This is a genomic window from Streptomyces sp. NPDC021096 (assembly GCF_040641275.1).
Taxonomy (GTDB): Bacteria; Actinomycetota; Actinomycetes; order Streptomycetales; family Streptomycetaceae; genus Streptomyces.
The window spans coordinates 1-13,490 of sequence record NZ_JBFADG010000003.1; the positions used below are offsets into that span (position 1 = coordinate 1).

Sequence of the window (13,490 nt, forward strand, 5' to 3'; positions counted from 1 at the left end):
CGGGCTGCAAATGCAGCCCGTCCGGCGATTGAGGACAAGAAACGGTGAAAGGGCGGGTCAGGGGCACATCTCAGGCGCAGGTACCGTCCAGCTGCTCGATCGTCGCGATCGACGGCCCGCGCACCGTGGCCAGGCTCCGGGCCACATCCTCCGCGGCCCTCAGGACGCGTACCGCGTTCCGCCACGTGAGCTTCGCGAGGTCCGCGTCGGACCAGCCGCGCCGCAGCAGCTCCGCGATCAGGTTGGGGTAGCCGGCGACGTCCGACAGGCCCTCCGGGGTGAACGCCGTGCCGTCGTAGTCGCCGCCGATGCCGATGTGGTCGACGCCCGCGACCTCGCGCATGTGGTCGAGGTGGTCGGCGACCGTTTCGGCCGTGGCGAGCGGACGGGGGCGCTCCGCCTCAAAGGCGCGGTGGACGGCCATGGCCTCGGCGGTGGTGTCGAGGTGGTGCAGGCCGTGGGCGCGCATGTTCTCGTCCGCCGCCCGCGTCCAGTCGACGGCCTCCGGCAGGATGAACTTCGGCACGAACGTCACCATGGCCACGCCGCCGTTCGCGGCGAGCGAGCCGAGCACGTCGTCGGGGACGTTGCGCGGGTGGTCGCAGACGGCGCGCGCGGAGGAGTGCGAGAAGATCACCGGCGCCTCGCTGACCCGCAGCGCGTCCCGCATCGTGCCGGGCGCGACGTGCGAGAGGTCGACCAGCATGCCGATGCGGTTCATCTCGCGGACGACCTCTTCGCCGAAGCGCGTCAGCCCGCCCACCGCGGGCACGTCGGTCGCCGAGTCCGCCCACGGGATGTTGTCGTTGTGGGTGAGCGTCATGTAGCGCACGCCCAGCTGGTGCAGGGCGCGCAGCGTGGCCAGCGAGCAGTTGATGCTGTGGCCGCCCTCGGCGCCCATCAGCGAGGCGATGCGGCCCTCGGCCCGCGCGGCCTCCATGTCGTCGGCGGTCAGCGCCAGGCGCAGGTCGGCCGGGTGGCGGTCGACCAGCTGCCGTACGACGTCGATCTGCTCGAGCGTGGCGCTGACGGCGTTGTCGCCGGCCATGTCGCTGCGGACGTAGACGGACCAGAACTGGGCCCCCACCCCGCCGGCGCGCAGCCGGGGGAGGTCGGTGTGCAGGCCGGTGCCGCTCTGGTCGGCGGCGATGTCGCGCCGGTCGAGGTCGTAGCGGACCTGCTCGCGCAGCGCCCAGGGGAGGTCGTTGTGCCCGTCGACGACGGGGTGCGCGGCGAGGAGCTCCCGGGCGCGGTCGAGGTGGTCCGCGGCGCTCACGGCGCTCACTTCCCGAATCCGAAGCCCGTACCGCCCTGGACCTTGGCCCGCAGCCGCCTGCCCTTGTCGGTGGCCTGCTCGTTGAGCTCGTCCTGGAAGTGGCGCATGCGGCCGAGGAGCTCGCTGTCGTGCGCGGCGAGCATCCGGACCGCCAGCAGCCCGGCGTTGCGGGCGCCGGCGACGGAGACGGTGGCGACCGGCACCCCGGCGGGCATCTGCACGATGGACAGCAGGGAGTCCATGCCGTCCAGGTACTTCAGCGGTACGGGCACCCCGATCACCGGCAGCGGCGTGACGGAGGCCAGCATGCCGGGGAGGTGGGCCGCGCCGCCCGCCCCCGCGATGATGGCCTTGAGGCCGCGGTCGGCGGCCTGCTCCCCGTACGTGACCATCTCGCGCGGCATCCGGTGCGCGGAGACGACGTCGACCTCGTAGGGGATCTCGAACTCGTCCAGGGCCTTGGCGGCGGCTTCCATGACGGGCCAGTCGGAGTCCGAGCCCATGACGATGCCGACGACGGGGGAACCAGTCATTCCGTGATCGTTCCTCGCAGGTATCCGGCGGCGTGGCTCGCGCGCTCGCGCACATCCGCCAGGTCGTCGCCGTAGGTGTTGACGTGTCCGACCTTGCGGCCGGGCTTGACGTCCTTGCCATACATATGGATCTTCAGGCCCGGGTCCCGTGCCATGCAATGGAGGTAGGCGGAATACATGTCGGGGTAGTCGCCCCCGAGCACGTTCGCCATGACCGTCCACTTCGCGCGCGGGCGCGGGTCGCCGAGCGGCAGGTCCAGCACGGCCCTGACGTGGTTGGCGAACTGCGAGGTGATCGCGCCGTCCTGGGTCCAGTGGCCGGAGTTGTGCGGGCGCATCGCCAGCTCGTTGACGAGCACCCGCCCGTCGCGGGTCTCGAACAGCTCGACCGCGAGGTGACCGACGACGCCGAGCTCCTGGGCCACCGTCAGGGCCAGCTGCTGGGCGTGCGCGGAGAGCTCCTCGGACAGGCCCGGGGCGGGGGCGATGACCGTGTCGCAGACCCCGTCGACCTGGACGGACTCCACGACGGGGTAGGAGACGGCCTGGCCGTGCGGGGAGCGGACGACGTTGGCGGCGAGCTCGCGGACGAAGTCGACCTTCTCCTCGGCGAGCACGGGCACCCCGGCGCGGAACGGTTCCCGCGCGCCCTCGGCGTCGCGGACCACCCACACACCCTTGCCGTCGTAACCGCCGCGCACGGTCTTGAGGACGACGGGGAATCCGTCACCCTCTTCCGCGAAGCGCACCACGTCGGCCGGATCGGCCACGATCCGGTGCCGTGGACAGGGCACTCCGATCTCCGTGAGCTTCGCCCGCATCACGCCCTTGTCCTGGGCGTGCACCAACGCGTCGGGCCCGGGGCGGACGGGGATGCCGTCCGCCTCCAGGGCCCGTAGGTGCTCGGTCGGAACATGCTCGTGATCGAAGGTGATCACGTCGCATCCTTGTGCGAAAGCACGAAGGGTCTCCAGGTCGCGGTAGTCGCCGATGACGACATCACTCACCACCTGGGCCGCCGAGTCCTGCGGGGTATCGCTGAGCAGCTTGAACCTGATGCCGAGGGGGATGCCCGCCTCGTGGGTCATACGGGCGAGCTGGCCGCCGCCGACCATGCCGACTACCGGGAACGTCACGCCCCCAGAGTATCCGTACGCACGAACCATCCTTACCGCCCCTGGATGATCCTCCAATTCCGGAGGCTGTTACTCCGGCGACCGGAAGGCGCCGCAGCCCCCTTCGATTGCGGTCCGATTAGGACCGGAAAGTGCACGTTCGCCGGTCATTAGCCGACTCTCCGGTTCGCCGTCCGCGACCGCTGGTTAGCATGAAGGACATGACTCGACCGCGCACAGTGCGTTCCCGGCTGGAGCGGCTGGCCCGCGAGATCGCGAAATTCGGCGCCGTAGGCGCGATCGGATTCGTGGTCAACTTCATCGTCTTCAACCTCTGCGTCCACGGCCTCGGTCTGGCCGTGGTGCGTTCCGGCGTCATCGCGACCGCCGTGGCCATCGGCACCAACTACATCGGCAACCGCTACTGGACGTATCGCCACGGCGACAGGAACCGGCGCAGCCGTGAGCTGTCCCTGTTCCTGCTGTTCAGCGGCATCGGCCTCGTCATCGAGAACGGCGTCCTGGCCCTGTCGCACTACGGTCTGGGCCTGACCACCCCGCTCGCGGACAACATCGCGAAGAACGTCGTCGGCCTCGGCCTCGGCACGGTCTTCCGCTTCTGGTCCTACCGCACCTGGGTGTTCCGGGCGCTGCCCGCGCGGGCGGCCGTGGAGACCGCCGAATCGTTCCTGGCGGCGGCGCCCGCGCCACAGCGCGTGGACGCCGGCAAGTAGCCCGCGGGCGCCGCACCTGCCTGCCGCGCGTCAGTCGTGCTGGTCGGCTTCCCGGCTCAGGAACAGTGCGAACACGGGCGGCTGCTGCTGCAGGAGCTCCAGCCGCCCGCCGTCCGCCTCGGCCAGGTCGCGGGCGACCGCCAGCCCCAGCCCCGTGGAGTTGCGGCCGCTGACGGTCCGCTCGAAGACCCGTGAGCCCAGGTCGGCCGGGACGCCCGGCCCCTCGTCGGAGACCTCCACCACCGCCTGGTTGCCGGTGACGCGCGTACGGATCGCCACCGTACCGTCGCCGTGCATCAGCGAGTTCTCGATCAGCGTCGCCAGCACCTGGGAGACCGCGCCGGGCGTGCCCACCGCCCGCAGCCCCTGCTTGCCCGAGCGCACCAGGGCCCGACCCGCCGTGCGGGTCGCGGGCCGCCACTCCTCGATCTGCTGCTTGACGACCTCGTCGAGGTCGAAGGTGACGGCGGACCCGGTCTGCGGGTCACGGGAGTTGGTCAGCAGCCGCTGGACGACATCGGTGAGCCGCTCCACCTGGGTGAGGGCGATCGTCGCCTCGTCCTTGACCGTACTCGGGTCGTCGGTGAGCGTGATCTCCTCCAGCCGCATCGACAGCGCGGTCAGCGGGGTGCGCAGCTGGTGCGAGGCGTCGGCGGCCAGCCGCCGCTCCGCCGTGAGCATGCGGGCGATCCGCTCGGCGCTCGCGTCCAGGACGTCGGCGACCCGGTCCAGCTCCGGGACGCCGTAGCGACGGTGCCGGGGGCGGGGGTCACCGGAGCCCAGCCGCTCGGCCGTCTCGGCGAGGTCGGTGAGCGGCGCGGTGAGCCGGTTGGCCTGGCGTACGGCCAGGAACACGGCGGCGATGACGGCCAGCAGGGCCACCGCGAGGATCACCAGCAGGGTGCGGCCGACCTCCCGGCTGACCGTGGAGCGGGACTCCTCGACCAGGACCGTCTCGCCCTGCTCGCCCTTCCGCGTCGCCGTGATGACGCCGCCCTCGGGGCGGGTGCCGATCTCGATGGCCTCGCGGCCGGGGATGTCGACCCTGGCGTACCGGTCGAGGGTGATCTGCTCGCGCAGCACCCCCGACTCCACCCGCTCGCCGCCCAGCAGACGGCTGTCGACGATGCTGACCAGGCGCACGGCCTCGGACTGCACGCTCTCCTGGGCACTGCTCTCGATCGTGCGGGTCTCGACGATGACGAGCGAGATGCCGAACACGGCGATCACGACGAGCACGACGGCGAGCGTGGAGTTGATCAGTCGGCGACGCACGGTGCCTGTCTTTCGGGTCTTCCGGAGTGCGGAGGCTCAGCTCTTCTCGAAGCGGAAGCCGACGCCGCGAACGGTGGCGATGTACCGCGGGTTGGCCGCGTCGTCGCCGAGCTTCTTGCGGAGCCAGGAGATGTGCATGTCCAGGGTCTTGGTGGAGGACCACCACGTGGTGTCCCAGACCTCGCGCATCAGCTGATCGCGCGTGACGACCCGGCCCGCGTCGCGCACCAGGACCCGCAGCAGGTCGAACTCCTTCGCCGTGAGCTGTAGTTCCTCCTCGCCCATCCAGGCGCGGTGCGACTCGACGTCGATGCGCACACCGTGGGTGGCCGGCGGCTGCTGGGGGCTCTCGACCGCGCCGCGGCGCAGCAGGGCCCGTACGCGCGCGAGCAACTCGGCCAGCCGGAAGGGCTTGGTGACGTAGTCGTCGGCGCCGGCGTCCAGGCCGACGACGGTGTCCACCTCGTCGGCACGGGCGGTGAGCACCAGCACGGGGAAGCCGTGCCCCTCGGTGCGCAGCCGGCGGCAGACCTCCAGACCGTCCATGCCGGGCAGCCCGAGGTCGAGGACGAGCAGGTCCACCCCTCCCTGAAGGCCGGCGTCCAGCGCCGTCGGACCGTCTTGGCGTACCTCCACCTCGTACCCTTCGCGGCGCAACGCGCGTGCGAGCGGCTCCGAGATGGAAGCGTCATCCTCGGCGAGCAGTACTCGGGTCATGCACAGATGGTAGTCCGACCGGGCTCACGGCCAAGGTGTAGCGGGCTTCCACCGGGGCAACACTTCCCCGAAAGTGCTATCACCCTGGAATATGTGCGGATGGTTCCTGCATCGACTGTGATCCATGTCTCAACTCCTTCCATATGCGGGCGGGGTGTGACGTATGGTGACCAGACGTCTGTAGCACTACCGGAGGACCTTCGGACAGTTGAACGCGCCGAAGGTCCCTGTTGTGCGCAGGGCTGGTCCCTCCAGTCTTGTCACAGTGATTGACCTGTCGGTCGGGTCCGCCGCGCGATGGTGCGCGGGGGCGTGGATCCCGGCGTACGGCCGTCCTGCCGGCCCCCCGATCCCGGGAGGCCGAACCCCTCGGGCGTGGGGGCGGGCGGTGCCGTAGCCGGTGCCGGCCAACCCCCACCCGGGCGCGCATCTGCTCTACCGCGCGTCCCGAGCACCCAAGGAATGACCATGGCGTCCAGCCTGACGAAGGGCGCGGCCGAGCAGGAGAAGACCTCTCCGGGCGGCGGCGGCAAGACCTTCTTCGGCCACCCCCGCGGCCTTGCCCCCCTCTTCCTCACCGAGATGTGGGAGCGCTTCTCCTACTACGGCATGAGGGCACTCCTCGTCGTCTACCTGATCGCCGGCGGCCCCGACGCCAAGCCGGACAGTCAGGGCGGCGGCCTGGCGATGCCCGAGGCCAGCTCGGTGGCCATCTACTCCGCCTACGTGGGGATGGTCTACCTCCTCGCCATGCCCGGCGGCTGGTTCGGCGACCGTGTCTGGGGTCCGCGCAAGACGGTCGCCATCGCGGCGGGCATCATCATGGCCGGTCACCTGGCCCTGGCCGTCCCCGGCAAGCCGACCTTCTTCTTCGGCCTCGCGCTGGTCGCGATCGGCTCGGGTCTGCTGAAGGCCAACATCTCCACGATGGTCGGCCACCTCTACGACGGTCCGCAGGACCCGCGCCGTGACGGCGGCTTCACGATCTTCTACATCGGCGTCAACATCGGCGCCTTCGCCGCCCCGCTCGTGATCGGCACGGTCGGCCAGAAGGTCAACTGGCACCTGGGCTTCTCGATCGCCGCGCTCGGCATGGGTCTCGGCCTGATCATCTTCCTGCTGGGCACCCGCCACCTCAGCCCCACGAGCAGCGTCGTCCCGAAGCCGCTGACGGCCGCCGAGCGCAAGTCGACGATCGTCAAGGCCCTGATGTGGTTCGCCGTCGCCGCCGCCTTCTACGGCGTCGTCGCGGGCACCGGCCACTTCTCGCAGAAGTGGGCCACCATCCCGCTCGCCCTGCTCGGCGTGGTCATCCCGATCACGGTGCTGACCCGCATCAAGCGCGACAAGGAACTGTCCGCGAGCGAGCAGACCAAGGTCAGCGGCTACATCTGGTTCTTCGTCGCCGCGGCCGTGTTCTGGATGATCTTCGACCAGGCCGGCTCGACGATGTCGACCTTCGCCGAGAAGAAGACCGCGGACAACGTCTTCGGCATCGACTTCCCGTCGACCTGGTTCCAGTCGGTCAACCCGCTGTGGGTCATGGCCATCGCCCCGGTCTTCGCCTCGATGTGGCTGTGGCTGGCCCGCCGTGACCGCGAGCCCAGCACCACCGTGAAGTTCTCGATGGCCATGGTCGGCATCGGTGCCTCGTTCTTCGTCTTCGCCATCCCGATGGCGATGGCCACCGACGGCACGAAGGTCACCCCGGCCTGGCTGCTGATGATCTACGGCATCCAGACCATGGGTGAGCTGTGCCTCTCCCCGGTCGGTCTGTCGCTCACCACGAAGATGGCGCCGCAGAAGTACGCGAGCCAGATGATGGGTGTCTGGTTCCTCGCGGTGACCGCGGGCGACTGCACGATGACCCTGCTGTCGGAGTCGGGTGTCGACCTGAACGGCATCGGCGTGATCCTCGGACAGGCGGCGGCCGCGACGCTGGCCGGTCTCGCGGTGTGGATGTACCGCAAGAAGATCGAAGCCCTGATGGGCGACGTTCGCTGACGCAGCCCCCCTTCCCGGGCATCTGGGCCCCCGGCGCGCACTGCGCGCCGGGGGCCCTTCGCGTCATCCGGGGCCGGGATCGCGCGGCGCCGGGGCGCCCGCGCCCCTCGGGTCGGCCTCCGGCGTGAACCAGGGCAGCGCGCCCGCTCCGGGGCCGCCGGGCTCCCGCGTACGGTCCCCGGTGGGCGGCCGGGGCCGTACGCGGTCCACGACGGCCATGCCGGCCCGGAAGAGGGCCAGGGGCACCACCACGCACAGCAGGATCCAGAAGAGCGTCACGCCCCAGGGGCGGCTCACGTCCCACGGCTGCTCGACGAGCACCTTGTCGCCGTAGGCGAGCGAGATCAGATAGTCCCCGTACGCGCCCGCCGCCAGCTCCACGTCCAGGGCGACGCGCTCCTTCCGCCCGGCGGCCACGGTGCCGCGCCAGGGGCGTTCCTCCCAGGACGGGGCGAGCACGCCGTGCGCGGTGCCGAGGCGGAAGACGGGGTCGGCGGCCGGGGTCGAGCCGAGGTTGGCGACGGTCACGACCAGGCGGCGCCCGGGCGGGGCGCCGAACCACGTCAGCAGGGAGCCGGAGCCCTCCAGCCGGGCGTCGAGCACGCTCAGCCGCTCGCCGCCGCTCTGCCGCGGCAGGGGCGCGACCGGGTGGCCCGTGACGGAGAACGGGGCGTCGGCCGCAGCCGCCTCGCCGGTGACGGTCGCGACGTGCACCACGCACGGGCAGGGCTTGGGCGGCGCGGCGACCGGGAGGCCGCGGCGGAACGTACCGTCGGCGGCCGTCGTGACGGTGCGGCCGTCGGCGTTGGCACAGGCGTTGGTGCCGCCGATCATGTTCTGGCCGCACACCAGGAGGGTGAGCAGGGCGCCGGGCCGCCAGCCCGTGCCGCTGACGGTGACGCTCGCGCCCTTGGGGGCGTCGGCGCGGTCCACGGTGGCCGTCGGCTGCGCGGCGGCTGATGTCCGTGGTGCCGCCGCGGCGGGTGGGGCGAGCAGGGTGAGCAGCAGGGCGAGCGCGGCCGCCAGCGCCGCCACGAGCGCCTCGGGCCGGGCCCGGGCCCCGGCGCCCCGCCCGCCGGTCACGGCCGGGCTCCGCGCCGCCGTCGTACGAGGCGTACGGCCGCGGCCGCCACGGCGAGGCCGACGAGCGCGGCCAGGGACGGCACGAGCCAGGGCAGGGGCGTGTACGGGCCGGACGCGGAGGCGTGGGTGCCGTCGGGGGCCGTGGCCGTGACGCTGACCCTGACCCGGTCCAGGCGCGGGGCGTCCGGCCACTTCTGCGCCAGCCGCACGCTGCGGCCCGGCGGCAGCTCGGCGGGCACCCCGGTCGCCGGCCGGCGCAGGACCTCGCCGAAGAGTCCCTCGGCCCGGATGGCCAGGCGGGGGGCGAGGGTGGTGTTGCCCCGGTTGACCAGGGAGTAGCGGATGACCGCGGACCCGCCCGTACCGCTGACCCGCACCCGTTCCACCGAGAGCGCGGAGAGCGCCGCCCCGCTGACCCGTACCGCCAGCGGCACCCGCACCAGCCGGCCCTCCCCCGAGGCGACCACGGCGGCGGCGTGGTCGCCGGGCCCCAGCCCCGCCGGCACGGTCACGGCCAGGGGCACGTCCGCCCGGGTGCGCGGCGGCACGCTCACGCGGGCCGCCGCGAGGGAGATCCACGGGCCGGTGCCGCGCAGGTCGATCGTGCGGGGCCGGTCGCCGGGGTTGACCAGGGACAGCTTGTCCTCGAAGACCGTGCCGGGCGCGCCCTCCAGGTAGAAGGCGGAGCGGTCCTCCGCCGTCGGCCCCTTTTTACCGCCGGGCGCGGGCACCGCCGTCCACGGCTTCGCGTCGGCGGTCGCGGGGGCCGTGGGGAGGGCGAGCAGCGCCAGGGCGGCACACAGGGCGGCGGTGCGGGTGCGGGACGTCATCGGCGGCTCCCTGGGCGTGGGCGTACGGGGTCAGCCGGTGGCGCGGCTCCTGCGGGTGAGCCAGAGGGTGCCCGCGACGCCGGCGAGGAGCACCGTGCCGCCGAGGGTGCCGAGGGCGACGGCGGAGTCGGAGGGGCCGGTCTGCGGAAGCTGGCCGCCGCCGGTGGCCGCCGAGCCGCCGGATCCGGTGCTGCCCGTGGTGCCGCCCGTGCTGCCGGTCGTCCCTCCTGTGGAGCCGCCCGTTGTGGAGCCGCCGGTCGAACCGCCGGTCGTCGAGGAACCGCCCGTCGTTCCCGCCGTGGACCCGCCGGTCGAGCCGCTGGTGGAGCCGCCGGTCGTCCCGCCCGGGCCCTTGACCTCGAGGGTCAGCGACGGCTTGGGGTTGTTGGTGGGGGTGCAGGTGGTCGTGGTGCCCAGGGCGAGGATGGTGAGGGTCGAGGCCGTGAAGGTGACCTGGCCGCCCTTCTTCGGCGTGTACGTGCCCGAGAGATCACTGATCTTGATGGGGGTGTTCGGGGGTATCGGCTGGTCGTTGGGGGGGCCGGAGACCGCCACCGTGCCGCTGTCCGCGCCGCCGAGCTTGATGACGGCGCTTGGCTTCATCGCGCCCTTGCCGAGTTCGATGGGGCTGGAGGAGACGCCCTTTTGGAAGGACATGGTGAGTTTGTACGCCTCGCCGCTCGGCACGGCCTTGATGTCGATGGGCGAGACGGCGCTCTTGTCCCCGATCGGGGTCTTGCACTGGTAGTTGACGTCGACGGTCTCGGCCTGCGCGGCCGGTGCGACCAGCAGGATCGTGCCACCGGCCAGAGCCGCCGAGACCACGAGCGCACCGACGCGGCGCACGGGGTGACGTGGAATGTGGGACACCTGGGGTTCCCCTCTCGTCCGGTGCCGCAGCCGAAAGTTACTGACGACACATCAGATCGGGCGCCGACAGTACGCCGGGGACGGTGGAGAGGGAAGACACAGAACACGCCGCGCTCGGCGCGCGACATCGGGCGGGCGCGGGGCGCGGCGTGGGCCGGGCAGGCGGTGGGGCGCCAAGGGGCGCCGGGGGCGTGCGCTATGACGGAGCGGCAAGCTCCGCCCAGACCGTCTTGCCGACGGTGCCGTCGTGCCGCACGACGCCCCAGTCCAGGCAGAGGCGCTGCACGATGAACATGCCGTGCCCGCCGGGCCGCCCCGCGCGGTGCGGGGTGCGGGGCGCGGGCGTGCCGGCGCCGAGGTCGGCGACCTCCAGCCGCAGCACCTTGCCCGAGCGGCTGACGCGCAGCTCCTCGGGGCCGTCGGCGTGCAGGCAGGCGTTGGTGACGAGCTCGGAGACGACGAGCAGCACGTCCTCGGCGGCAGCCCGGTGGTCGGCCGTGGTCGCCGGCAGCCAGCCCCAGTCGTGGAGCGCCTGCCGGGTGAAATCGCGGGAGAGCGGCACGGCGCCGCCGACCCCGACGAGGCGCAGCCTGCGGATCTGCCCGCCCGGCGGCGGTGAGCCGGCAGGGGCGGCGCCGGAGGCGTCCGGACCGGGACCGTCCGGCGGTGGGCACGCCCGGGGGGTGCTCATCAGCGCTTCACCTCACCGATTCACCGAAACGAACACGAACATCTACAACGGATTCAGCTGTCTCCTGCCCGGCGGAATCGTGAGAACACCCACGAATTCGACACGGGGCCTGTGACACAGGCAACGGAGAGAAAGGGGGGACCGACGGGCAGGCTCAGTCGGCGAGCGCCGCGTCGAGCGTGTCGTGCACGGTGAAGACGGCTCCGGCGCCCGTGATCTCGAAGACCCGGGCGACCACGGGGCCCATCGCGGCGAGATGGATGGCGCCTCCGGCGGCCTCGGCCTTCAGCCGGGCGCCCAGGAGCACGTTCAGGCCGGTGGAGTCGCAGAAGTCCAGCTGCGAGCAGTCGACGATCACACGCGCGTCGCCCTCGCGGACGCAGCCTTCGAGTGGCTCACGCAACAATTCGGCCGTGTGGTGATCGAGCTCACCCGCCGGCGAAACGATCGAGCTCGCCCCGTGCCGCCGGACCTCCACAATCAGCCGACCTCTGCTCGGATTGCCGACCATCCCGCGATCCATGCGCTTCCCTTCGTGCCTTACGTGCCTTCGTGGCGTACCCGCGTGGCGCAGGCAAAACCCTACGCCTTCGATACGCGCCTCCGGAAGCCGAACTTCCGCCATTTCCGACAGAAGAGGACAAACGGTACTTGCCATATGAAGGTAAAGACCGGTAGGGCTAGTAGAGACACATCCACCACGGACGGCCTCGGAGGCGCCGCAAACCGCAGCAAAAGGGTCACGGCATCGGCAGCCATATGCCGAGAATGATGGAGGAGACCATGTCACCCCGGCTCGACGAAAAGCATTCCGATACCTCGTGCGCGGCCCTGGCGGCCCGCACTCCCGAGGACCGGGAGACCGCCTCGTCGACAACCCCGCCCGAGCACAGCGACCCCGGACTCTCCGGGCTCCCCGAGATCCCCCCGTACGACGAGGTGGGAGCGGTCGACGCACGTGCTCTGTCCAAGACTCTCTTCGCGCGCCTGTCCGCGCTCGAGGAGGGCACACACGAATACGCGTACGTCCGCAACACCCTGGTCGAACTGAACCTGGCACTGGTGAAGTTCGCGGCCTCCCGGTTCCGCACCCGCAGCGAGCCGATGGAGGACATCATCCAGGTCGGCACGATCGGTCTGATCAAGGCCATCGACCGCTTCGAGCTCAGCCGGGGCGTGGAGTTCCCCACGTTCGCGATGCCGACGATCATCGGCGAGATCAAGCGCTTCTTCCGGGACACCAGCTGGTCGGTGCGCGTACCCCGCCGGCTCCAGGAGCTCAGGCTCGACCTGGCCCGGGCCGGTGACGAACTGGCGCAGCAGCTCGACCGCTCCCCCACCGTGGCCGAACTGGCCCAACGGCTGGGCATCGCGGAGGACGAGGTCGTCGAGGGCATGGCCGCGAGCAACGCGTACACCGCGAGCTCGCTGGACGCCCAGGCCGAGGACGACGAGCCCGAGGGCTCGCTGTCCGACCGCATCGGCTACGAGGACCACAGCCTCGAGGGCATCGAGTACGTCGAGTCCCTCAAGCCGCTGATCGCCGAACTCCCCTCGCGTGACCGGCGGATACTCTCGCTGCGCTTCGTGGCGAACATGACGCAGTCCGAGATCGGCGACGAGCTGGGCATCTCCCAGATGCACGTCTCACGGCTGCTCTCCCGCACGCTGGTGCGGCTGCGCCGGGGTCTGATGAGCGAGGAGTAGGACCGGGGCCGGGCCTCCCTCGTCACCAGTGCGCCGCACGGACCTCTCCGTGCGGCGCACTGGGCGTCCCCGCCCGCCGCCCCAGCGGCGCCAGCGCGAGGAGGAGCAGCAGCGCGCCCACGGGTATCAGGTCCAGTCCCGCCGCCATGACCGCCACGGCGGCCACGACCACCGCCGGCCGCCAGGCCTCGATCGCGCGCACGGCGGCCGACTGCACGATGAGCAGCAGCAGCCCGACGTAGAAGAGCACCGGGCCGACTGTATAGAAGGCGGGCTTCATCCCCGGCGTGCCCTGGATCCGCTCGAAGAGCTCGTTCATGCCCGCCCGGTCCGCCGCGCTGTAGCCGACGACGAGATCGATGCCCGCCTGCACCGTCACGGCCGCCACGCCCAGCAGGCCCAGCGCCAGGGCGGAGCCGGCGAACCACCGGGCGGCCGGGCCGCGGCCGCGCACCGCCATCCGGCGCAGCCCCGCGAACACCGGGACGAACAGCACGACGCCCGCCAGCAGGGCGAGGTGGCCGAGCGACCAGTCCGGGCCGGGGCCGTGCTCGTCGTCGATCAGCCGGATGAGACCGTACGTCCCCAGGCATGCCGGCCCCGCGGCGAACGCCGCCCGTCCCCACGTGCTTCTCGTCATGCCCCGATCCTCGTG

Annotated in this window: 14 protein-coding genes; 3 read left to right on the forward strand and 11 right to left on the reverse strand. The window is 71.8% G+C overall.

The features are described 5' to 3' along the window. Positions 1 to 70: 70 nt before the first annotated feature. From AB0G59_RS06415 to AB0G59_RS06425, 3 genes are read right to left on the reverse strand one after another with little or no spacing between them, the layout of a single operon-like run. Positions 71 to 1,276: a dipeptidase gene (locus AB0G59_RS06415; protein WP_360909330.1), complete on the reverse strand. Its 1,206-nt coding sequence runs from the start codon at positions 1,274 to 1,276 to the stop codon at positions 71 to 73. A 5-nt stretch (positions 1,277 to 1,281) separates the two neighbouring features. Continuing rightward, positions 1,282 to 1,809 (reverse strand): 5-(carboxyamino)imidazole ribonucleotide mutase, encoded by a 528-nt coding sequence (gene purE / locus AB0G59_RS06420; RefSeq protein ID WP_071965346.1) that lies wholly within the window; start codon positions 1,807 to 1,809, stop codon positions 1,282 to 1,284. After that, entirely contained in the window at positions 1,806 to 2,975 is a 1,170-nt protein-coding gene (locus tag AB0G59_RS06425; RefSeq protein WP_071965345.1) for a 5-(carboxyamino)imidazole ribonucleotide synthase, read from the reverse strand. The genes purE and AB0G59_RS06425 overlap by 4 nt, the downstream gene beginning before the upstream one ends. A 170-nt stretch (positions 2,976 to 3,145) precedes the next feature. Here AB0G59_RS06425 and AB0G59_RS06430 point away from each other — a divergent pair, with 170 nt between their 5' ends. Next, positions 3,146 to 3,658 carry a GtrA family protein gene (locus AB0G59_RS06430; RefSeq protein ID WP_071965344.1) on the forward strand — a complete coding sequence of 171 codons (513 nt, stop codon included), beginning with the start codon at positions 3,146 to 3,148 and terminating at the stop codon, positions 3,656 to 3,658. 30 nt (positions 3,659 to 3,688) lie between these two features. Here AB0G59_RS06430 and AB0G59_RS06435 read toward each other — a convergent pair whose 3' ends face one another. Together AB0G59_RS06435 and AB0G59_RS06440 are read right to left on the reverse strand one after the other, a co-directional pair. Further along, positions 3,689 to 4,933 carry an ATP-binding protein gene (locus tag AB0G59_RS06435; RefSeq protein WP_360908671.1) on the reverse strand — a complete coding sequence of 415 codons (1,245 nt, stop codon included), beginning with the start codon at positions 4,931 to 4,933 and terminating at the stop codon, positions 3,689 to 3,691. 36 nt (positions 4,934 to 4,969) lie between these two features. Continuing rightward, positions 4,970 to 5,650: a response regulator transcription factor gene (locus AB0G59_RS06440; protein ID WP_360908673.1), complete on the reverse strand. Its 681-nt coding sequence runs from the start codon at positions 5,648 to 5,650 to the stop codon at positions 4,970 to 4,972. Positions 5,651 to 6,118: 468 nt separating this feature from the next. On the opposite strand from AB0G59_RS06440, the gene AB0G59_RS06445 reads away from it, so the two are divergent. Next, entirely contained in the window at positions 6,119 to 7,654 is a 1,536-nt protein-coding gene (locus AB0G59_RS06445; protein ID WP_360908675.1) for an oligopeptide:H+ symporter, read from the forward strand. A gap of 63 nt (positions 7,655 to 7,717) precedes the next feature. Here the strand turns inward: AB0G59_RS06445 and AB0G59_RS06450 are convergent, their stop codons facing one another. The 5 genes from AB0G59_RS06450 to AB0G59_RS06470 form a co-directional block, all read right to left on the reverse strand. Then, on the reverse strand, positions 7,718 to 8,737 hold the full coding sequence (locus AB0G59_RS06450) for a neocarzinostatin apoprotein domain-containing protein (RefSeq protein ID WP_360908677.1): 1,020 nt from the start codon (positions 8,735 to 8,737) through the stop codon (positions 7,718 to 7,720). After that, entirely contained in the window at positions 8,734 to 9,567 is an 834-nt protein-coding gene (locus AB0G59_RS06455) for a hypothetical protein (protein WP_360908679.1), read from the reverse strand. Before AB0G59_RS06455 ends, AB0G59_RS06450 begins: the two co-directional genes overlap by 4 nt. Positions 9,568 to 9,597: 30 nt before the next feature. Further along, complete coding sequence (locus AB0G59_RS06460; RefSeq protein WP_360908681.1) at positions 9,598 to 10,437, reverse strand: peptidase; 840 nt, start codon at positions 10,435 to 10,437, stop codon at positions 9,598 to 9,600. A 196-nt stretch (positions 10,438 to 10,633) separates the two neighbouring features. Beyond that, positions 10,634 to 11,128: an ATP-binding protein gene (locus AB0G59_RS06465; RefSeq protein ID WP_360908683.1), complete on the reverse strand. Its 495-nt coding sequence runs from the start codon at positions 11,126 to 11,128 to the stop codon at positions 10,634 to 10,636. A gap of 154 nt (positions 11,129 to 11,282) precedes the next feature. Continuing rightward, positions 11,283 to 11,651 (reverse strand): STAS domain-containing protein, encoded by a 369-nt coding sequence (locus tag AB0G59_RS06470; RefSeq protein WP_360908685.1) that lies wholly within the window; start codon positions 11,649 to 11,651, stop codon positions 11,283 to 11,285. A gap of 248 nt (positions 11,652 to 11,899) precedes the next feature. Between AB0G59_RS06470 and AB0G59_RS06475 the strand changes: the two genes are divergently transcribed. Continuing rightward, entirely contained in the window at positions 11,900 to 12,835 is a 936-nt protein-coding gene (locus AB0G59_RS06475; protein WP_360909332.1) for an RNA polymerase sigma factor SigF, read from the forward strand. Positions 12,836 to 12,857: 22 nt separating this feature from the next. On the opposite strand, the gene AB0G59_RS06480 is transcribed toward AB0G59_RS06475, so the two are convergent. After that, positions 12,858 to 13,475 carry a hypothetical protein gene (locus tag AB0G59_RS06480; RefSeq protein WP_360908687.1) on the reverse strand — a complete coding sequence of 206 codons (618 nt, stop codon included), beginning with the start codon at positions 13,473 to 13,475 and terminating at the stop codon, positions 12,858 to 12,860. Between the last annotated feature and the right edge of the window lie 15 nt (positions 13,476 to 13,490).

Excerpts from the sequence above, each read along its gene's own strand:
- purE (WP_071965346.1), bottom strand. The coding sequence starts at position 1,809 with ATGACTGGTTCCCCCGTCGTCGGCATCGTCATGGGCTCGGACTCCGAC.
- AB0G59_RS06425 (WP_071965345.1), bottom strand. The coding sequence starts at position 2,975 with ATGGTTCGTGCGTACGGATACTCTGGGGGCGTGACGTTCCCGGTAGTC.
- AB0G59_RS06430 (WP_071965344.1), top strand. The coding sequence starts at position 3,146 with ATGACTCGACCGCGCACAGTGCGTTCCCGGCTGGAGCGGCTGGCCCGC.
- AB0G59_RS06440 (WP_360908673.1), bottom strand. The coding sequence starts at position 5,650 with ATGACCCGAGTACTGCTCGCCGAGGATGACGCTTCCATCTCGGAGCCG.
- AB0G59_RS06445 (WP_360908675.1), top strand. The coding sequence starts at position 6,119 with ATGGCGTCCAGCCTGACGAAGGGCGCGGCCGAGCAGGAGAAGACCTCT.
- AB0G59_RS06455 (WP_360908679.1), bottom strand. The coding sequence starts at position 9,567 with ATGACGTCCCGCACCCGCACCGCCGCCCTGTGTGCCGCCCTGGCGCTG.
- AB0G59_RS06465 (WP_360908683.1), bottom strand. The coding sequence starts at position 11,128 with ATGAGCACCCCCCGGGCGTGCCCACCGCCGGACGGTCCCGGTCCGGAC.
- AB0G59_RS06470 (WP_360908685.1), bottom strand. The coding sequence starts at position 11,651 with ATGGATCGCGGGATGGTCGGCAATCCGAGCAGAGGTCGGCTGATTGTG.
- AB0G59_RS06475 (WP_360909332.1), top strand. The coding sequence starts at position 11,900 with ATGGAGGAGACCATGTCACCCCGGCTCGACGAAAAGCATTCCGATACC.
- AB0G59_RS06480 (WP_360908687.1), bottom strand. The coding sequence starts at position 13,475 with ATGACGAGAAGCACGTGGGGACGGGCGGCGTTCGCCGCGGGGCCGGCA.